The organism is Streptococcus acidominimus (assembly GCF_001921825.1).
Taxonomy (GTDB): domain Bacteria; phylum Bacillota; class Bacilli; order Lactobacillales; family Streptococcaceae; genus Streptococcus; species Streptococcus acidominimus.
In genome coordinates this window covers 1-18,716 of the sequence record NZ_MSJL01000044.1, presented here as the reverse complement: position 1 = coordinate 18,716, position 18,716 = coordinate 1, and the positions used below count along the sequence as shown (strand labels likewise).

The 18,716-nt window shown below is 42.7% G+C and carries 18 protein-coding genes, 1 tRNA gene, 1 other RNA gene and 2 pseudogenes; 12 read left to right on the top strand and 10 right to left on the bottom strand.

The genetic code is table 11. The features are described 5' to 3' along the window. Nucleotides 1-175 (bottom strand): annotated as a pseudogene (locus BU200_RS10990) (IS5/IS1182 family transposase); the annotation flags it as partial. Between the two features lie 432 nt (nt 176-607). Between BU200_RS10990 and nrdD the strand changes: the two are divergent. From nrdD to BU200_RS11790, 7 genes and pseudogenes are all read left to right on the top strand, one after another. Then, nucleotides 608-2,818, top strand: coding sequence for an anaerobic ribonucleoside-triphosphate reductase (gene nrdD, locus BU200_RS08540; protein ID WP_075099750.1), 2,211 nt, complete (start codon nt 608-610; stop codon nt 2,816-2,818). Next, nucleotides 2,796-2,933: a hypothetical protein gene (locus BU200_RS11285; RefSeq protein WP_089503569.1), complete on the top strand. Its 138-nt coding sequence runs from the start codon at nt 2,796-2,798 to the stop codon at nt 2,931-2,933. Before nrdD ends, BU200_RS11285 begins: the two co-directional genes overlap by 23 nt. A gap of 49 nt (nt 2,934-2,982) precedes the next feature. After that, nucleotides 2,983-3,486: a GNAT family N-acetyltransferase gene (locus BU200_RS08535; protein ID WP_075099749.1), complete on the top strand. Its 504-nt coding sequence runs from the start codon at nt 2,983-2,985 to the stop codon at nt 3,484-3,486. Beyond that, entirely contained in the window at nt 3,483-4,091 is a 609-nt protein-coding gene (nrdG, locus tag BU200_RS08530; RefSeq protein WP_075099748.1) for an anaerobic ribonucleoside-triphosphate reductase activating protein, read from the top strand. Before BU200_RS08535 ends, nrdG begins: the two co-directional genes overlap by 4 nt. 417 nt (nt 4,092-4,508) lie before the next feature. Continuing rightward, the gene (gene glf / locus BU200_RS08525) at nt 4,509-5,612 is read left to right on the top strand and encodes a UDP-galactopyranose mutase (protein WP_075099747.1); all 1,104 of its coding nucleotides are present in this window, start codon (nt 4,509-4,511) and stop codon (nt 5,610-5,612) included. A gap of 582 nt (nt 5,613-6,194) precedes the next feature. Beyond that, a pseudogene (locus BU200_RS11745) lies at nt 6,195-6,340 on the top strand (putative holin-like toxin). 398 nt (nt 6,341-6,738) lie between these two features. Further along, nucleotides 6,739-6,804, top strand: a complete 66-nt coding sequence (locus tag BU200_RS11790; protein WP_244912663.1) for a hypothetical protein — start codon at nt 6,739-6,741, stop codon at nt 6,802-6,804. Between the two features lie 389 nt (nt 6,805-7,193). Here the strand turns inward: BU200_RS11790 and BU200_RS08510 are convergent. The 3 genes from BU200_RS08510 to BU200_RS08500 form a co-directional block, all read right to left on the bottom strand. Beyond that, nucleotides 7,194-7,266: transfer RNA gene (locus tag BU200_RS08510), tRNA-Lys, on the bottom strand. Between the two features lie 5 nt (nt 7,267-7,271). Next, a non-coding RNA gene (ssrS, locus tag BU200_RS08505) (6S RNA) lies at nt 7,272-7,467 on the bottom strand. 115 nt (nt 7,468-7,582) lie between these two features. Next, nucleotides 7,583-8,851 carry a replication-associated recombination protein A gene (locus BU200_RS08500; RefSeq protein WP_075099746.1) on the bottom strand — a complete coding sequence of 423 codons (1,269 nt, stop codon included), beginning with the start codon at nt 8,849-8,851 and terminating at the stop codon, nt 7,583-7,585. Between the two features lie 86 nt (nt 8,852-8,937). On the opposite strand from BU200_RS08500, the gene BU200_RS08495 reads away from it, so the two are divergent. From BU200_RS08495 to BU200_RS11390, 3 genes are read left to right on the top strand one after another with little or no spacing between them, the layout of a single operon-like run. After that, nucleotides 8,938-9,408, top strand: a complete 471-nt coding sequence (locus BU200_RS08495) for a DUF3013 family protein (RefSeq protein WP_075099745.1) — start codon at nt 8,938-8,940, stop codon at nt 9,406-9,408. Between the two features lie 29 nt (nt 9,409-9,437). Further along, a complete protein-coding gene (prmA, locus tag BU200_RS11395) occupies nt 9,438-10,382 on the top strand; it encodes a 50S ribosomal protein L11 methyltransferase (protein WP_089503568.1) in 945 nt (314 codons plus the stop codon). Continuing rightward, a complete protein-coding gene (locus BU200_RS11390) occupies nt 10,383-11,126 on the top strand; it encodes a 16S rRNA (uracil(1498)-N(3))-methyltransferase (protein WP_075099743.1) in 744 nt (247 codons plus the stop codon). A 29-nt stretch (nt 11,127-11,155) separates the two neighbouring features. Here BU200_RS11390 and BU200_RS08480 read toward each other — a convergent pair whose 3' ends face one another. Continuing rightward, nucleotides 11,156-11,698: an STM3941 family protein gene (locus BU200_RS08480; RefSeq protein ID WP_075099742.1), complete on the bottom strand. Its 543-nt coding sequence runs from the start codon at nt 11,696-11,698 to the stop codon at nt 11,156-11,158. A 129-nt stretch (nt 11,699-11,827) separates the two neighbouring features. Between BU200_RS08480 and BU200_RS08475 the strand changes: the two genes are divergently transcribed. Both BU200_RS08475 and dtd read left to right on the top strand, forming a co-directional pair. Then, nucleotides 11,828-14,029, top strand: a complete 2,202-nt coding sequence (locus tag BU200_RS08475; protein WP_075099741.1) for a RelA/SpoT family protein — start codon at nt 11,828-11,830, stop codon at nt 14,027-14,029. Between the two features lie 8 nt (nt 14,030-14,037). Further along, nucleotides 14,038-14,481 carry a D-aminoacyl-tRNA deacylase gene (gene dtd / locus BU200_RS08470; RefSeq protein ID WP_075099740.1) on the top strand — a complete coding sequence of 148 codons (444 nt, stop codon included), beginning with the start codon at nt 14,038-14,040 and terminating at the stop codon, nt 14,479-14,481. A gap of 205 nt (nt 14,482-14,686) precedes the next feature. On the opposite strand, the gene BU200_RS08465 is transcribed toward dtd, so the two are convergent. The 5 genes from BU200_RS08465 to BU200_RS08445 all read right to left on the bottom strand — a co-directional run. Then, on the bottom strand, nt 14,687-15,334 hold the full coding sequence (locus BU200_RS08465; RefSeq protein ID WP_075099739.1) for a metal-dependent transcriptional regulator: 648 nt from the start codon (nt 15,332-15,334) through the stop codon (nt 14,687-14,689). Nucleotides 15,335-15,931: 597 nt separating this feature from the next. Next, nucleotides 15,932-16,864 carry a metal ABC transporter substrate-binding protein gene (locus BU200_RS08460; RefSeq protein WP_075099738.1) on the bottom strand — a complete coding sequence of 311 codons (933 nt, stop codon included), beginning with the start codon at nt 16,862-16,864 and terminating at the stop codon, nt 15,932-15,934. A 16-nt stretch (nt 16,865-16,880) separates the two neighbouring features. After that, nucleotides 16,881-17,732, bottom strand: a complete 852-nt coding sequence (locus BU200_RS08455; RefSeq protein ID WP_075099737.1) for a metal ABC transporter permease — start codon at nt 17,730-17,732, stop codon at nt 16,881-16,883. Further along, nucleotides 17,729-18,454 (bottom strand): metal ABC transporter ATP-binding protein, encoded by a 726-nt coding sequence (locus BU200_RS08450; RefSeq protein ID WP_075099736.1) that lies wholly within the window; start codon nt 18,452-18,454, stop codon nt 17,729-17,731. The genes BU200_RS08455 and BU200_RS08450 overlap by 4 nt, the downstream gene beginning before the upstream one ends. Nucleotides 18,455-18,492: 38 nt before the next feature. After that, nucleotides 18,493-18,716: transposase family protein (locus tag BU200_RS08445; protein ID WP_142237035.1), on the bottom strand; the 224-nt coding region annotated here is incomplete at its 5' end.

The following is an 18,716-nucleotide window of genomic DNA, read 5'->3' as shown; positions in this document are numbered from 1 at the left end:
GATAGTCTAGGTGAGGACGACCGCCACGACTGATGACTTTATCTTTACGACTGAATAACTCTGACAACAAAGGAAGAAAGATATTCCAATCCATAACGGCATCCAAACGTTCTAAGGGATTGCCTTTTTCTGATAGTTTTGACAAGATTTTTTCATCGTCTGTGAATAAATGCATGACAGCTCTCCTCATTACTTTTTATTCTATTATCTCATTTTGGGGAAATTTAGGAAGTTTTTAGAGGTCCCCTTATAGAGTATGAGTTGAGCCTAAAACCTCGGAAAATAGATAATCAGATGTTCTAACTTCGTTATGCCTCCTTTTAGTGAGTAGACTCAAAAGCGCCACTGGGGCTCTTGACAAAGTATCTTTTTGCTTTTTAAAGAGTATCAACTACCTGTGACTTTTGATGAAACCTTCATTTTCTTCATTTCCCGCCTCAAATAGTCTCTCCCCAGACTGTCTGATCTAAAAGCAAACGAAACAGTTATATAAAATATTCTATATATTGTGTTTTTTAGAAAAAAATAACAAAAATGACACTAGATGTTGATTTTATATTTGTGAAGTGATACACTAGAGAAAGACAAAGAAAGGAGAGAGTGTGACATGATAGGATCAATAAAACAGATAATAGTACCTGATATTCTCGTCCTAAAGCGGGACGGACGGACAGTCGCATTTGATGCAGATAAGATTTTAGCAGCGCTTGGCCGAGCGAGTGATGAGTTGGAACATCCTTGTTCGGAGGCGGTACTCCATCAGATTGTAGAGGCTGTGCTGGCAGAAATTCGCCGTCGCTTTCATCAGGATATTCAGATTTATGAAATTCAGACCATTGTGGAGCAAGAATTGCTCAAGGCTCGCTTATATGACCTAGCAGAAGTTTATATTCAGTATCGAACCAAGCGCGATTTTGAGCGCCATCAAGCTATGGACATCAATTTTACCATTGAGAAACTGTTAACCAAAGATCAGACGGTGGTCAATGAAAATGCGAATAAGGATAGTGATGTCTTTAATACCCAGCGTGATTTAACCGCAGGAATTGTCGGAAAGTCTATTGGTCTCAAGCTCTTGCCGGAGCATGTGGCCAATGCTCATCAAAAGGGAGATCTTCATTTTCATGATTTGGATTATAGTCCCTATACGCCCATGACTAACTGTTGCTTGATTGATTTCAAGGGGATGCTGGCAAATGGTTTTAAGATTGGGAATGCCGAGGTGGAAAGTCCTAAGTCTATCCAGACAGCTACTGCCCAGATTTCGCAGATTATTGCGAATGTAGCATCAAGCCAGTACGGTGGTTGTACGGCAGACCGAGTAGATGAGTTACTCGCTCCTTATGCGGAGTTGAATTATCAGAAGCATTTGAAGGATGCAAGTCAGTGGGTCTTGCCTGAAAAGCAGGAAGATTATGCGCGTGTAAAGACCCAAAAGGATATCTATGACGCCATGCAGTCTTTGGAGTATGAAATTAACACCTTATTTACTTCAAATGGTCAGACCCCTTTTACTTCTTTGGGCTTTGGATTAGGAACCTCATGGTTTGAGCGGGAGATTCAAAAAGCGATTTTGCAGATTCGGATTAAGGGCTTGGGCAGCGAAGAGCGGACAGCGATTTTTCCGAAGTTGATTTTCACATTGAAACGTGGATTAAACTTGGAAGAAGGTAGCCCAAACTATGATATCAAGCAGCTGGCCTTGGAGTGTGCGACCAAGCGGATGTATCCTGATGTCTTGTCTTATGATAAGATTGTCGATCTGACGGGATCATTTAAGGCGCCGATGGGCTGTCGCTCTTTCTTACAGGGTTGGTTAGATGAAAAGGGCGAAGAAATCAATTCCGGTCGGATGAATCTCGGGGTTGTGACCCTCAACCTTCCCCGGATTGCCATGGAATCCGGAGGGGATATCCTCAAGTTTTGGGATATTTTTGAGGAACGTATGGGGATTGCTAAGGATGCCTTGGTCTATCGCATGCACCGAGTTATGGAGGCACGACCAGCTAACGCTCCCATCCTCTACCAATACGGAGCTTTTGGAAATCGCCTAGGTAAAGACGATGAGGTGGGACAACTCTTTATCCATCGTCGGGCAACGATTTCTTTAGGCTATATCGGCTTGTATGAAGTTGCTACTGTCTTTTATGGCAGTGACTGGGAGACAAATCCAGTTGCCAAAGAATTTACGCTGGATATTATTCGGGTTATGAAAGAGCAGGTGGGGGCTTGGTCAGATGAGTACGATGTCCATTTTTCAATCTATTCGACACCATCTGAAAGTTTGACAGACCGCTTTTGTCGTTTGGATCGGGAAAAATTTGGTCTGGTCAAGGACATTACGGACAAGGAATACTATACGAATTCGTTTCATTATGACGTGCGTAAAAATCCGACCCCTTTTGAAAAATTAGAATTTGAAAAGGACTATCCTGCGGCGGGAGCGACTGGGGGCTTTATCCACTATTGCGAATATCCTGTCCTGCAACAAAACCCCAAGGCTTTGGAAGCGGTTTGGGATTTTGCCTATGACCGGGTGGGATATTTAGGAACCAACACACCGATTGATCGTTGCTATCAATGCCATTTTGAGGGGGATTTTATTCCGACTGAGCGGGGCTTTAAATGTCCAAATTGTGGCAATACAGATCCGAAAACGGTGGACGTGGTCAAGCGTACCTGTGGCTATTTGGGGAATCCTCAAGCGAGACCCATGGTCAATGGTCGCCACAAGGAGATTGCTGCGCGTGTCAAACATATGAATGGCTCAACTATACATATAAAAGGAGATACAAATGGGGAAGTACCAATTAGATGATAAGGGCAAGGCCCTTGTCGAGCGCTACCATGAAAAACATTCCAAGGGTGGCATGAATAAAAAAGATAGAATTGCCCAGTTACGGGAACAATTTTTGAAAAAACAAGGGAAATAAAATCGGGTAGGGAGGACGTTGGTCCTCCCTACCTTGTAAGGGGGAGACGATGGAATTAAGAAGGCCAACTCTAGCGGATAAGGTAGCCATTTTAGAGATGGTAGAGGAGTTTCGCAGGCTGAATAGTCCCACGGATGGCTTTTGGGTTGGAGAGGACTTTGATTATGAAAGTTGGTTAGAAAGAAATGCTACTGCGGAAATGGGTATAGGACTTCCGGCGGGTTTTGTACCATATATCCAGTATGTCTCCTTTGATGCTAGCAATCGAGCGTTGGGCTTTTTGAATCTTCGCTTGCGCCTTAATGACCACTTACTTCAACACGGTGGTCATATCGGTTACAGTATCCGTCCTAGCAAACGTAGGAAGGGTTACGCGAAGGAGCAGTTGCGTCTTGGTTTGCTTGAAGCGCGCTCTAAAAATATTTCTTGTGTGCTTGTGACCTGCAATATGAGCAATGAAGCCAGTCGTCGCACCATTCTTTCACAAGGGGGAAAACTGGAAAGTCAAGTTGAGGAGAGCGAACGATATTGGATTGATGTGGAGGAATTATGAATAATCCAAAGCCACAAGAGTGGAAAAGTGAAGAATTGAGTCAGGGGCGGATTATTGATTATAAGGCCTTTAACTTTGTAGATGGAGAAGGGGTACGCAATTCGCTCTATGTTGCAGGCTGCATGTTCCATTGTGAGGGCTGCTATAATGTCGCGACCTGGTCCTTTAAGGCGGGTATCCCTTACACAAAGGAGTTGGAGGAGCAAATTATGCAAGATCTTGCCCAGCCTTATGTTCAGGGCTTGACCCTACTAGGTGGTGAACCGTTTCTGAATACAGGTATTCTGCTTCCCTTGGTCAAGCGTATTCGCAAGGAACTACCTAATAAGGATATTTGGTCATGGACGGGGTATACTTGGGAGGAGATGATGTTGGAAACGCCGGATAAGTTGGAATTGTTGCGCCATATTGATATTCTGGTGGATGGGCGTTATGATCGCACCAAACGCAATCTCATGTTGCAATTTCGGGGTTCTAGCAACCAGCGTATTATCGATGTGCAGCGTTCTCTTTCACAAAACCAAGTCGTAATCTGGGAGAAATTACGGGACGGAACGAGCCAGTACGAGCAGCTAAAACGGGAGAATAATCATCCCAAATTATGATATAATGGTAGCGTTATGCTTCTAGGGAAATCTAGGAGCTTGTCCTGCGGAGATTGTTAGTTATACCCTTTGAAAATCAAACTAAGATACAAGGGCGTTAAAAAGCGGTTATCCCTCTTTAGGTAGTAGCAGTCGCTTCTCTGACTGTTATTACTATATCTGTAAAGCAGGTATAGTCTGCAACAGCTGCGGCAAACTAGGTAATCTGACGCAGATACTGGAGAGTTTATCTCCAAGGCTATCTTATAGCTTTAGACTGGGAAGATTTATTAGCCATATCTGTGCAATAGCTAGAGCCGTATCTGTAACCAATTAAAACTGGACAGCTATGTCCCTTTTTTGCGCAGAGTGTAGGACGAATTCGATTTGTTTGCTTTTGCTTTTGATTTTTATTGAGTATTAGATAAGGAAGAGAACATGTACGATTATTTGATTGTTGGAGCGGGTTTGGCAGGAGCGGTATTTGCTTATGAGGCAGCTAAGCGTGGCAAGAAAGTAAAAGTGATTGACAAGCGAGATCATATTGGTGGTAATATCTATTGTGAATCAATTGAGGGAATCAAGGTTCATAAATATGGGGCGCACATTTTTCATACGTCCAATAAAGAGATTTGGGATTACGTCAATCAGTTTGCAGAATTTAACAACTATATCAATTCTCCCCTTGCCAATTATCAAGGGAAACTGTATAATCTCCCCTTTAATATGAATACATTTTATGCTATGTGGGGAACCAAAACTCCGCAGGAGGTCAAGGATAAAATCGCGGAGCAAACCCAGCATTTACAGGGGATTGAACCTCGGAATTTAGAGGAGCAGGCCTTGAAATTGATTGGGAAAGATGTCTATGAAATCCTGATTAAGGGGTACACGGAAAAGCAATGGGGGAGATCTGCGACAGATTTACCACCCTTTATTATCAAACGCTTACCAGTTCGTTTTACCTTTGACAATAATTATTTCAATGACCGCTACCAAGGGATTCCAGAGGGAGGTTATAATGTTATCATTGAGAAGATGTTGGAGGGGATTGAGCTTGAGTTGAATGCTGATTTTTTTGAAAAGAGGTCAAGCTGGGAAGCACAGACCCAAAAAGTAGTCTTTACAGGGATGATTGACCAGTATTTTGATTACAAGCACGGGGCATTGGATTATCGCGGGCTTCGTTTTGAACATGAATTGCTTGAGACGGATAACTATCAAGGGAATGCCGTTGTCAATTACACAGAACGAGATGTACCCTACACACGGATTATTGAGCACAAGCACTTTGAATTTGGTTGTCAGGAAAGAACGCTCATCACTAGAGAATATCCTGTCGATTGGCAAAAGGGTGATGAACCCTACTATCCAATCAACGATGCGAAAAACAATGCTATTTTTGCCAACTATGCGAAAGAGGCAGAAGCGATCAAGGACAGGGTCATTTTCTGTGGCCGTCTAGCAGACTATAAATATTACGATATGCATCTGGTTATTGAGCGGGCGCTTGATGTGATTGCGGTAGAGTTTGAAGAATAAGCCTGGTTTATCTGTTATAGTCATTTAGTTTATATTTTTATTACTTCGTTACCTCGTCTTGTATAATTGAACTTTAGCTACAACTCACTGACAAAAAGATAAATACTCCTAGAAGCCACAGCTTCTTCGTCGTATTTCCTATTTTGTCTAGGAGTTGCTTAACGCTCTCGTATCTTGAGTTGTACTATTGAGAAAAGTTACACTTTTCTTATCTATCACTTGTCTAGTTATCAACTATTTCAACTACCTGCGACTCGTTGCCTAGTACTAAAAATAAACTAAACGGCTATATTACCTCATCTTGCTGTACCCCTCCAGTATACTAGCGACTTTTGATGAAAACTTTTCCCAATAGAATATTTGAAATAGTGGTCAATTATTTTCACGTTTTTCAACGTAGAGAGGCTAGCTTCACTACTCTTATCCTATCTCCTAGATAGTTGAAGCCCGCCCTATTTTTGATTTTTTTGAATATCATATAAAACAATGCTAATATAAAAGCAATTTTCTAAAAAATATGCTATACTAGAGAAGCAGAAAAGGTAAGGCGGTGGCTCTAATTTCTGAAAGGTGGTGGTGCTTATGAATGTAGGTACTGAAATCCAAAGAGAAAGGAGCGCATATTGTCGGTTTACGAGGCACTGCAACTCATGCTTGGTTTTGATAGTTTTTTACTATCATTCATTGGCTTGATTGTGATAATCGTAAAAATGAGCAATAAAAAATAACCGTCTCAACTTTGGTAGGTTAACGGTTATTTTTTAACAGTTATTGTCTGCCACCGTCTTAAACGGTTCTGCTGGGGTAGTTGTTTGCGCAACTGCCCTTTTCCTATTATCAGTATATCTAAAATGATATACATTGTCAAGTATTACAAGATGAGGATTATCAAAAGATATATAAATAAGCTGATGTTTAACTATTGATAGATTCGTATAGGCATCTATGATAATCATAAAAAATTACAAATATTAAAGCAAGTATCTAAAAAATATGCTATACTAGAGAAGCAGAAGAGTTAAGACGGTGGCTCTAATTTCTGAAAGGTGGTGGTGCTTATGAATGTAGGTGCTAAAATCCAAGGAGAAAGGAGCGAATATTGTCGGTTTACGAGGCATTGCAACTCATGCTTGAGTTTGGTGGTTTTTTACTATCATTCATTGGCTTATACTCGTCAAAAATCAAAATCTGACGTCGTTAACTCACCTTGCTGAACTTCAGTTCTACCTGCGGTTTCGTTGCCTAGTCAGATTTTGATTTTTATAGAGTATTAGTTGTGATAATCGTAAAAATGAGCAATAAAAAATAACCGTCTATAACTTTGGTAGAGTTAACGGTTATTTTTTAGTAATCAAAACCAGCCACCGTCTTAAACGGTTCTGCCGGGGTAGTTGTTTGCGCAACTGCCCTTTTTCTATTACCAGTATATCTAAAATGGCATAAATTGTCAATCATTACAAAATGAGGGTCTGTTAAAGATAGGCAAGGAAGCTGGTATTTATACTTAACAAAAGTAGAACAAATTTGCTTATCACAATACAAAAAGCCTTGCGGTACAAGGCTTTAGGAGATATGCGAACATCCTCCCTGTAGGGATCGAACCTACGACCCACGGATTAAGAGTCCGCTGCTCTGCCAGCTGAGCTAAGGAAGGAAAAGAAAAACGCTGTATTGGTACCGGTGATTCATGAATTGTATTGATCCCGCACAGTCAGTAGCAGGTGGGTAACTCGTTTCTAACTTCAGTCGCTTCCGTGTGAGACGGCCTGCATACTGTTAGAAAGCTCTTGTTTCCCTAGTAATACAAAAATAGTCGGTCAACACATAGGTATGAATTCGTATACCACAGCAGTTCTCATCTATGTATTTATCTTACCATATTTTGAAAAAAAATCAAGAAAAAATTGACAAAAAAGAAAGCGTTATCGCAAAAAGTCTCTTTCTTTACTCTCTCAAGACTTTGGCGATTTTTATTTTTTTAATTCCTTAATTTTTTCTTGGGTCAATTTAAGGGCTCGCTCGTATTTTCCTGTTTCATTGGCTTCAAAATAGTGTTGATAGACGAGCTTATCAGGAAGATATTGTTGGTCCACCCATTTTTCTGGAAAATCATGGGGATAGAGATAGTCTTGGGCATTGCCTAATTCTTGACTTCCCTTGTAATGACCATCACGGAGGTGTCTTGGAATCGGTAGGTATCCATTTTTCTTGAGATCGGCAAGAGCCTGATCCATAGCCAAGTAAGCAGAATTTGATTTCGGTGAAAGAGCAAGGTCAATGACGATATTGGCAATGGGAATGCGAGCTTCTGGAAAACCTAGTTTTTGGGCGGCTTCAAGAGCGGTCACAGTATGGATTTGAGCTTCAGGATTAGCAAGACCGATATCCTCATAGGCAATGACTGTCAGTCGTCTGGCAAGGCTTGGTAAATCTCCAGCTTCAATCAGACGGGCAGCATAGTGGAGACTAGCGTTGACGTCGCTTCCCCGAATTGATTTTTGAAGGGCGGAGAGGACATCATAATGTCCGTCGCCATTCTTATCCATAGTGATATAGCTTTTTTGTAGGCTATTTTCCATGGTCTCAAGCGTGATATGGCGGATGCCTTCCCTATTTTCAGGAGTGGATAGGATGGCTAATTCTAAGGAGTTAAAGGCTGAACGCAGGTCTCCATTTGTGCTAGTAGCAATGAAGTCAAGTGCCTCATCATCTAATGCAATAGGAAAATCGAAACCGCGCTCAGGGTCTGAGATAGCTATCTGGACAGCCGTCTTGATGTCATCATTTGAGAGAGGCTCTAATTCAAAAATTTGGACACGGCTCCGAATGGCAGGTGTCACGGAGAAAAAGGGATTTTCTGTGGTTGCACCAATCATGATGAGGTTGCCATTTTCAAGCAAGGGTAGCAAGAAATCCTGCTTGGTCTTGTCCAAGCGGTGGATCTCATCAAGGAGTAGAATCAAACCGCCAGAGAACTTAGCCTCTTCTGCAATTTCCTGGAGGCGCTTTTTGGTATCAACAGTGGCGTTGAAGGTGCGAAAGGCATACTTGGACGTCCCAGCAATGGCGCTGGCAATACTGGTCTTGCCAATCCCTGGTGGACCATATAAAATCATGGAAGATAGACGTTTAGCCTCCACCATGCGGCGGATAATTTTCCCTTCTCCGACTAAGTGGCTTTGTCCAATGATCTGATCGATCGTTTTGGGGCGCATGCTAAGAGCAAGATTGTCAATCATGTGGCTTCGTCCTTTCTATCTTTTTAGTTGCTTTTATGTTACACTTATCTATATATTCTATCATAAATACTGTAAAGTGAGGCAAGATGAGTAAGTACGGATTTTTAGATGTTCTGGATAAAACCATGGAAAAACAGTTTCCCTATGATTTTGAAATCAATTGGGATAAGAAAAATCATGCGGTAGAGGTTGCATTTTTGTTGGAAGTAGAAAACAGGGCGGGCATTGAAACGGTTGATGACGAGGGAAATGCAACGGCAGAGGATATTTTTTTTGAAGAAGCGGTCTTGTTTTACAATCCTTTGAAATCAAGAGTTGTAGCAGAGGACTATTTGGTCACCATTCCCTATGAGCAGAAAAAAGGGCTCTCCGGTGAATTTATCGCCTATTTTGTCGCATTTTTAGCAGAAACGGCAGAAAAAGGTCTGGATGACCTGATAGACTTTTTGGCAGATGATGAGGCAGAAGAATTTGCGATTGTCTGGGACAAGGAGCATTTTGAAGCAGGTAAGGCTAGGCTGGTGGAAACGGACTTTCATCCTTATCCTCGCTATTAAATGAGAAATCGATGAAGAAAGGAGAGACTATGTGGCAGGAATTACGAGTGGAGCTTGAGCGCCGGGGGGAGGAGATTGTATCGAATCTCTTGATTGAGCTAGGGGCGCAAGGTGTCGCAATTGAAGATACGGCGGATTATCTGGATAAGGAAGACTTATTTGGCGAAATTGTGCCTGAAAAGGAGCAATCGGACTTGATTACGATTATCGCTTATTACCCAGAAAATCTAGCGGTAGAGGATATTAAAATAGCCTTGCTAGCACGTTTGGATGAGGTTAGTGATTTTGTAGATCCAAGCACGATCCATTTAGAAGATCAGGCCTTGGAAGAGGAAGATTGGGCGGACAATTGGAAGAAGTACTATGAGCCAGCGCGTATTACCCACGCTTTGACGATTGTACCGTCGTGGACGGACTATGAGGCAACCGCAGGTGAGAAGGTGATTCGCCTAGATCCTGGTATGGCCTTTGGAACTGGGACCCATCCGACAACCAAGATGAGCTTGTTTGCCTTAGAGCAAGTCTTGCGAGGTGGTGAGCGTGTTCTTGATGTGGGGACTGGAAGTGGCGTCCTTTCGATTGCTAGCTCCCTTCTCGGTGCGGGTGAAGTCCATGCCTACGACCTTGATGAGGTTGCGGTGCGGGTAGCGGAAGAAAATATTGCCCTCAATGCCCATACGGATAATATCACGGTGAAAGCAGGCGACTTGCTTCGGGGTGTGGAGCTTGAAGCAGATGTTATCGTTGCTAATATCTTGGCGGATATCTTGGTGCATTTGACAGAAGATGCCTATCGCTTGCTCAAAGATGAGGGCTATCTCATCATGAGTGGGATTATTGCGACCAAGTGGGAGATGGTGCGAACAGCAGCTGAAACAGCAGGATTTTTCCTTGAAACCCAGATGATTCAAGGTGAATGGAATGCAGCTATTTTCAAGAAGACCAGAGAAGTATCTGGAGTGATAGGGGGCTAGATGCAGCAGTATTTTATAAAGGGTGAGGCAGTTTCAAATCTTGTGATTGAGGATCAAGATACCATTAAGCACATGTTTCAAGTCATGCGGTTGGCGACAGGTGATCAGGTAGTCTTGGTCTTTGAGGATGGTATCAAGCGCTTGGCGCGCGTGGTAGATGAAAAGGAGTACCGTTTTGAAGTGATAGAGGAGTTGCCAGATCAAGTCGAACTACCCGTGGATGTTACCATTGCCTGTGGATTTCCCAAGGGAGATAAACTAGAATTTCTTGCCCAGAAAGCGACAGAGTTAGGCGCGAGTCAGCTCTGGGCTTTTCCGGCAGATTGGTCGGTAGTCAAATGGGATGGTAAGAAGATTGCCAAAAAGATTGAAAAGTTGCAGAAAATTGCCTTGGGAGCGGCAGAGCAGAGCAAACGAAATCGGGTGCCGGACGTTCACTTGTTTACCAGTAAGTCGGATTTCCTTGCAGCATTTGACCAGTTTGATAGTATTCTCATCGCCTATGAAGAATCTGCTAAAGCAGGTGAGCGGGCAATCTTGCTAGAGGCTCTCTCCAACTTGGCAAGCGGTGAGAAACTGCTCTTTATCTTTGGTCCTGAGGGCGGGCTATCACCAGATGAAATTGTGCAGTTTGAGACCAAGGGCGGCCGTAAGGTTGGTCTAGGTCCACGGATTATGCGGGCGGAGACAGCCCCTCTTTATGCCCTATCAGCAGTTAGTTTTGCGCTGGAGATGCGACACTAAAAAAGCTTGCAAAAGCAAGCTTTTTGGGGTTAATAAGTGAAGTTCTCCCCATACTGATGAAGAATAGCATAGTAAACCTCTTCGGGTGTTTGGTTACTAGTGGTTAAAACGATATTGACCAAGGGGAAACCCATTTTGAGGTTTACTTTGGAGCAATATTTTTGAAAAGCATTCATTTTAGCTAGATATGTTTCGTTGTCTTTTAAAGTAACGGAGATATAGGTTTGGTTTATGTGAGAGCGGAGGTGAATACAGGAGATATCTTCCCAAGGAATGAAGCCGATAGCTAGGGCAGAGGACTTGTCTACAATCCCCTTTTCATCTACAAGGAGAATGGGAGGTAAGTTGGATGAGGAGGTAAGCAGGCGTTTTGTATAAAAAACAAAAGTCCCGCTGAAGAAGAGAATTCCAAGAATACCAATAAAAATGAAGAGAGGCGAAAGAATGTGAGTCTGTCGCTCAGTAGAGTAAAGAAAGATACAGAATATGGATAATAGCACCATTAATAATGAGGTGGCTCCAAATAAAGCATAGTGACGTTTTTTGCTCGTTACAATAATTGGTTGACTCATGGCTTTCCTCCTTTAGAAGTATTTTTGTCTATTGTACCATATCTAGCATAAAAGAGAGGTTTGAACCTTTTTCTTTTTTAACTAAAATGGTAAAATAAGAACAATAATCGGCAGGAAAAGGAAGAGAAGATGAAAGAAATCAATCTAACAGGAGAAGATGTTATTGCTCTGACAGCCCAATATATGCCAGAAGAGGATGTAGCTTTTGTACGCAAGGCATTGGAGTATGCCCTAGAAGCTCATAGTCAGCAGTTTCGTAAATCAGGCGAACCTTACATCATTCATCCGATTCAGGTGGCTGGGATTTTAGCAGGCTTGCAGCTTGATGCGGTGACGGTAGCCTGTGGTTTTTTGCATGATGTCGTTGAGGATACGGAGGTCACGCTGGATGAGCTAGAGGCGGAGTTTGGTTCGGATGTGCGGATGATTGTGGACGGGGTGACCAAGCTCGGTAAGGTTGAATACAAATCACATGAAGAACAGCTGGCAGAAAATCACCGGAAGATGTTGATTGCTATGTCTAAGGATATGCGTGTTATCTTGGTTAAATTGGCGGATCGTCTGCACAATATGCGGACTTTGAAGCATTTGCGTAAGGATAAGCAGGAGCGAATTTCACGTGAAACAATGGAAATCTATGCACCGCTTGCCCATCGTTTAGGAATTTCTTCTATCAAGTGGGAATTGGAAGACATGGCCTTTCGCTATTTGAATGAGACGGAGTTTTACAAGATTACGCATCTCATGACTGAAAAACGCAGGGAGCGGGAAGCCTTGGTCAATGAGGTGGTTGATAAGATTCGTGACTTTGCAAGCGAGCATCATCTCCACGGTCATATCTATGGTCGCCCCAAGCATATCTATTCGATTTATCGGAAAATGCATGATAAGAAGAAGCGCTTTGACCAGCTGTATGACTTGATTGCTATTCGCTGTATCATGGAAACGCCGAGTGATGTCTATGCCATGCTAGGGTATATCCACGAGTTGTGGCGTCCGATGCCGGGTCGGTTTAAGGATTATATTGCCAATCCTAAGGCAAATGGCTACCAGTCGATTCATACGACAGTCTATGGTCCCAAGGGTCCGATTGAGTTTCAAATTCGAACGGCGGAAATGCATCAGGTGGCAGAATACGGGGTAGCTGCCCATTGGGCTTATAAGCGCGGTGGAAAGGCTACGGCTAGCCAGCAGGAGCTCAAATGGATCAATAATTTGATTGAGTTGCAGGCAGATGCTGGCGATGCGCAGACCTTTGTCGACTCTGTCAAGGATGATATTTTTACGGAGCGGATCTACGTGTTCACACCAGATGGGTCGGTCAGAGAATTGCCTAAGGATTCTGTGCCGATTGACTTTGCCTATGAAATCCATACCAAGGTCGGTGAAAAAGCAACGGGTGCCAAGGTCAATGGTCGGATGGTGCCCTTGACTACCAAGTTGAAAACAGGAGACCAAGTTGAGATTATCACGAGTGCCAATTCCTTTGGGCCAAGTCGCGACTGGGTTAATCTGGTAAAAACGCATAAAGCTAGAAACAAGATTCGCCAGTTCTTCAAAAATCAAGACAAGGAATTGTCGATTACCAAGGGGCGTGAGCTGGTTCAGAGCCTCCTGCAGGAAAATGGCTATGTCGCCAATCAATACTTGGATCGCAAGCACTTGGATGACGTACTGCAAAAAACGAGCTATAAGACTGATGAGGCGCTCTTTGCGGCGGTCGGTTTTGGAGAAGTTTCTGCCATGTCTATCTTTAATCGTTTGACCGAAAAAGAAAGACGTGAGGCGGAACGGGCTAAGGCTAAAGCTGTTGCAGATGAATTGGTCAACGGTGGCGAGGTCAAGCAGGATAATAAAGATAGTCTAAAAATTCGTCATGAGGGTGGTGTTGTCATTGAAGGGGCATCAGGTCTCTTGATTCGCCTTGCTAAGTGTTGCAACCCAGTGCCGGGTGATGAGATTACAGGCTACATTACGAAGGGGCGCGGTGTGGCGGTTCACCGTACGGACTGTATGAACTTGAAAAGCCAGGAAAATTATGAAGTGCGTTTGATTGATGTGTCATGGGAGAGTGAGCCTTCCAGCAAGGAATACATGGCTAATATCGATATTTATGGACTCAATCGTTCAGGTCTTCTCAATGATGTTCTGAAAGTCTTGACCAATTCAAGTAAAAATATTTCTTCTGTCAATGCCCAACCAACCAAAGATATGAAATTTGCAACGATTCATGTGTCCTTTGGTATTCCAAATCTTGCAACGCTGACTAGCGTAGTTGATAAAATCAAATCAGTACCGGAAGTGTATTCGGTCAAACGAACAAATGGGTAGGTGGATAGATGAGAATTGTGATTCAGCGGGTGAGAGAGGCAGCGGTTACCATTGAACAGCAGGTTCATGGACAAATTCAGCAAGGCTTACTTCTCTTGGTAGGTGTTGGTCCTGATGATGGCAAAGAAGATGTGGACTATGCGGTGAGAAAGATTGCCCACATGCGGATTTTTTCGGATGAAGAGGGGAAGATGAATCGCTCGGTTCAGGATATTGGAGGGCAAATCCTCTCTATTTCACAATTTACCTTGTTTGCGGATACCAAAAAAGGCAATCGTCCAGCCTTTACAGGAGCGGCAGTACCAGCCCTTGCCAAGAAACTCTATGAGGAGCTGAACCAAGCTTTGGGAGCTTTCGTCCCTGTCCAGACTGGTATTTTTGGGGCGGATATGCAGGTCTCCCTTATCAATGATGGCCCTGTGACTATTCTATTAGATACGAAAAACAAGTAGATTGCTTGAACCAACAAGTCCTAAATTCCCTGCTCCTCGTCTGTATATCAGCGTAGTGAATGAGTTATATTATTTCTTTAACGCGTCTTACCGTACTCCTGTACCATCTGCGACACTATAAAAAGCAGTCTGCTGTTGCTTTTCAGCGGCTCTAAAATCATAAGAAAAAGACCTGAACAACCGTTGATGAGGAGGTTCAGGTCTTTTATGCTGCTTCGATATACAAGCCGTTTGCAATAGCAAAGGGGATGGCAATTGTTGTTTCCTTGCATTGGATAAGAATGCTTTGGGTAAAGGTATCAACTTGCTGCACAGTAAAGCTGTCATTTAAGGAGAGATTGATGTGTTCTAGGAATTGAAGGAGGGGGAATGAATCGTTGATTCGAACCAAGTAATAGTTTCCAAGTTTTGTGACTTTGTCAAGGGTATCTTGGTGTTGTTCTTCCAGAAGTTGATCTTTGGGAGGAATAGTGCCTCCATGCGGACAGGTCTTTGGAGATCCTAGAAAGCCATCCAATTGATCAATGAAGTAGTCTGATACAGTATGCTCAAGCACTTCGGCTTCTTCATGCAATTGGTCACTGGTATAGCCCAGATGTTCAAGGAGAAAGACCTCAATTAAGCGGTGCTTACGATAGAGACGGGCGACCATTTTCTGACCAAGAAGTGTCAACAGATAGCCCGCTTGCTTGTCTTTTTCAATCAGATCTTCTTCAATCATCCGTTTGGCCATTTCAGTGACGGCAGGTGGAGATACCTGCATACGCTCTGCAATCTCCTTATTGGTGATTTTTTCCTTTCGCGTGCTGATTTCGTAGATACATTTTAGATAATCTTCTTTGTTAGGGGTCATATCGGTATCCTCTCTTTTTCTCGTCTAGTATTCTAGTATAACAAAAATTCAAATGAAAAGTAAAACTTCTGGATTGCATATAAGATACGAGGGTGTTACACAAGATACAAAGCCCGTAAAAAACTCACAGCGAAAATAGAAAATTTGACGCAGAAGCTATGGTTTCTAGGAGAATTTGTCTTTTTCGCACAGAGTTTAGGGCGTGTTCAGTTACACAAGATACAAAGCCCGTAAAAAACTCACAGCGCACTTTCAGGTATTCACAGTCACTTCCCAGACTGTTTTGACGAAAACGTCGTTTTCTTTATTTCCGACCTCCAACAGTCTCTCCCCAGACTGTTGGAGCTAGTACTAAAAATAAACTAAACGGCTATAAAAGATAAACGAAATAACGATATAAAAGCAAACTCCCAGTGCTAAAAGTAGGAGAATAGCACTAGGAGTTTGAAATATTATATGGATTTTTTTACGAACATGCGCATCATCAAAGTGAGAAGATATAAAGGTGTCCATAGACTGATGTTCTAGCAAGTAGAATCGCATTGAGTAGTAAATTCCTTGACAATGGCGATCCGTAATACTCATCCTATAAATAAACTATTTAGCTAAGCCCTCAGCGATTTTATCCAAATTCCATTTCATCATAGCATAGTAGCTGTCTCCATCTTCGCCTTCTTCAGCGACAGAGTCGGTGAAGATTTTCGCATAAATCGGGATATTGGTGTCTTTTGAGACAGTCTTCATTGGACGGTCATCGACACTGCTTTCGACAAAGAGAGATGAAACCTTGGTTTGACGTAGTGTTTCAACCAAGTGTTTGATTTGGTCAGGTGTTCCCTCTTCCTCGGTGTTAATTTCCCAGATGTAGGCAGATGGAACCTGATAGGCTTTTGAAAAGTATTTGAAACATCCTTCGCTAGTGACAATCATTTTTTTCTCAGCAGGGATGTTGTTGAACTTTTCTTTCGCTTCCTTATCTAAGGCATCAAGTTTTTCAAGATAGGTGGCTAGATTTTTCTCGTAAGTTTCTTTGTTACTAGGATCTTTTGCAATCAATTGCTTGGCGATATTTTTGGCATAGATCATCCCATTTTCAAGGTTGAGCCAGGCATGTGGGTCTTCTTTCCCTTTTTCATCTTCTCCTTCGAGATAGATGATTTCAACACCATCGCTGACAGCAAAGTAATCTTTATTTTCGACCTTATTGGCATTTTTGACCAATTTGGTGAACCAAGCGTTTCCGCCGGTCTCAAGGTTGATACCATTGTAGAAAATAAGATCAGCTCTTGAGGTTTTTTTCACATCTTCAGGAAGAGGTTCGTATTCGTGTGGATCTTGTCCGACAGGGACGATACTATGTAGGTCAATCTTGTCACCTGCGATATTTTTCGTCATGTCGGCAAGAATGGAGTTGGTCGTAACAACTTTTAATTTGGAAGATTCTGCGCTAGCGTCCTTTGAGGGACTTGTGCAGGCGGCGAGACCTAGGATTGCGAGTAAGGCAACTGCTAAAGTAGATAATTTTTTCATTTGTTCTCCTTGTGAATTATGAGTGAGATGACTTTTTGAAATAGCGTATGAGAATGCCCTGTTTTGGGGCTAAGAGGAAGCTAATCAAAAAGAAAGTGGCTGATGTTAAGACGATACTAGATCCTGCGGCAATATTAAAACTATATCCTAGAAAGAGTCCAACGATAGAAGCAAGTGCTCCCAAGGTGGAGGATAGAAAAATCATGGTTTTAAGACTGCTGGCATAGAGATAGGCAGTAGCGGCTGGTGTAATCAGCATGGCAACGATGAGAATGGTTCCGACACTTTGCATAGCTGTGACAGACACCAAGGTTAGTAAAATCATGAGCAGATAGTGGTAGACATTAACCGGCATGCCCATGGATTTTGCAAGTAGTGGATCAAAGGAGGTAATCAAGAGTGGCTTGAAGAAGAGGAAAATCAGGAAGAGGACGACGGCGGCAACGCCAATCGTAATCCATTTATCCAGATCTTGCACTGCAAGGATATTCCCGAATAGAATATGGAATAAGTCGGTAGAGCTATTGGCAACCCCAATGAGGATTACTCCGAGTGCTAGAAAGGATGAAAAGGTAATCCCGATTGCGGTGTCGCTCTTGATGATACTATTTCCTTTGATGTAAGTAATCATGATGGATGCGAGTAGACCAAAGGCAATCGCACCGATAAAAAAGTTAATGCCTAAAATATACGATAGGGCAACTCCCGGTAGAACCGCATGGGAAATGGCATCTCCCATGAGGGATAGTCCTCGTAAGATAATAAAACAGCCAACGGCTCCAGCAACAATGCCGATGACAATGGCTGTCACCACAGCATTTTGCAGGAAGTGAAAACTTTGCAATCCCTCAATAAATTCTTGAATCATTTTTTGTCCTCCTCCATGAGTATCAAATGTTCGCCATAGGTGGCTTTTAGATGATCCTTGGTAAAGGTCTGATCGGTTTCTCCAAAAGCTATAAGCTGACGATTGAGTAAGAGAACTTGGTCGAAATAGGTGGTGACCTTGCTCAAATCATGGTGGACAATCAGGATTGTTTTTCCTAATTTTTTAAGATTGCGTAGCGTGGTCATGATAATATTTTCGCTGACCGAATCGATCCCGACAAATGGCTCATCTAAGAAGATATAGTCTGCTTCTTGGACGAGACAACGGGCGATAAGCACACGCTGGAATTGACCGCCGGATAGCTCGCTGATTTGCTTATCGGCATACTCTAGCATTCCGACAATTTCAAGGGCGCGTGCAACCTTGGCCCAGTCCTCCTCCTTAAAACGCTGAAAGAGACGGATTTTAGGATAAAGTCCCAAGGAAACACATTCCTTGACCTTTATAGGAAAGTTAAAGTCAATCGCCGCTTTCTGCTCAACATAGGCAATCTTATTGCGCTGTTTGCGGATGTCCTTGTGATCAAGGGTCGTTTGTCCCTCGTGGTCAATAATATGAAGCATGGCTTTTAGCAGAGTAGACTTCCCTGCTCCGTTTGGACCCAAAATACCTGTAATCGTAGGCCCCTGAATAGTTAACTGAACAGTGTCTAAGGCTAGCACATTGTGGTAGCGGACACTTAGATTTTTTATTTCAATCATCTGTATTCTCCTAGATTTTTAATAGACTTGTTCGGTAACTACTTGGTTTCAAAATTAATAATCCTACAAATTAACTCAGCACGTATTTCAAAACGTTTTCTCCGACCACGATAGTCTTGTTTCATGATTTGAAACGTCTTAAACTTCGCATTGAAATGCTCAATTTGGATACGAATCGCTGCCATCTCACGATTTAGTTGCTTTTCCTCTTCCGTCAATCTGTGATGTTTTGAGTTCTTAGCTGGAATAAAGCTATTTTCAT

Excerpts from the sequence above, each read along its gene's own strand:
- nrdD (WP_075099750.1), top strand. The coding sequence starts at position 608 with ATGATAGGATCAATAAAACAGATAATAGTACCTGATATTCTCGTCCTA.
- BU200_RS11285 (WP_089503569.1), top strand. The coding sequence starts at position 2,796 with ATGGGGAAGTACCAATTAGATGATAAGGGCAAGGCCCTTGTCGAGCGC.
- BU200_RS08535 (WP_075099749.1), top strand. The coding sequence starts at position 2,983 with ATGGAATTAAGAAGGCCAACTCTAGCGGATAAGGTAGCCATTTTAGAG.
- nrdG (WP_075099748.1), top strand. The coding sequence starts at position 3,483 with ATGAATAATCCAAAGCCACAAGAGTGGAAAAGTGAAGAATTGAGTCAG.
- glf (WP_075099747.1), top strand. The coding sequence starts at position 4,509 with ATGTACGATTATTTGATTGTTGGAGCGGGTTTGGCAGGAGCGGTATTT.
- BU200_RS08500 (WP_075099746.1), bottom strand. The coding sequence starts at position 8,851 with ATGATTGACAATCTTGCTCTTAGCATGCGCCCCAAAACGATCGATCAG.
- BU200_RS08495 (WP_075099745.1), top strand. The coding sequence starts at position 8,938 with ATGAGTAAGTACGGATTTTTAGATGTTCTGGATAAAACCATGGAAAAA.
- prmA (WP_089503568.1), top strand. The coding sequence starts at position 9,438 with ATGTGGCAGGAATTACGAGTGGAGCTTGAGCGCCGGGGGGAGGAGATT.
- BU200_RS11390 (WP_075099743.1), top strand. The coding sequence starts at position 10,383 with ATGCAGCAGTATTTTATAAAGGGTGAGGCAGTTTCAAATCTTGTGATT.
- BU200_RS08480 (WP_075099742.1), bottom strand. The coding sequence starts at position 11,698 with ATGAGTCAACCAATTATTGTAACGAGCAAAAAACGTCACTATGCTTTA.
- BU200_RS08475 (WP_075099741.1), top strand. The coding sequence starts at position 11,828 with ATGAAAGAAATCAATCTAACAGGAGAAGATGTTATTGCTCTGACAGCC.
- dtd (WP_075099740.1), top strand. The coding sequence starts at position 14,038 with ATGAGAATTGTGATTCAGCGGGTGAGAGAGGCAGCGGTTACCATTGAA.
- BU200_RS08465 (WP_075099739.1), bottom strand. The coding sequence starts at position 15,334 with ATGACCCCTAACAAAGAAGATTATCTAAAATGTATCTACGAAATCAGC.
- BU200_RS08460 (WP_075099738.1), bottom strand. The coding sequence starts at position 16,864 with ATGAAAAAATTATCTACTTTAGCAGTTGCCTTACTCGCAATCCTAGGT.
- BU200_RS08455 (WP_075099737.1), bottom strand. The coding sequence starts at position 17,732 with ATGATTCAAGAATTTATTGAGGGATTGCAAAGTTTTCACTTCCTGCAA.
- BU200_RS08450 (WP_075099736.1), bottom strand. The coding sequence starts at position 18,454 with ATGATTGAAATAAAAAATCTAAGTGTCCGCTACCACAATGTGCTAGCC.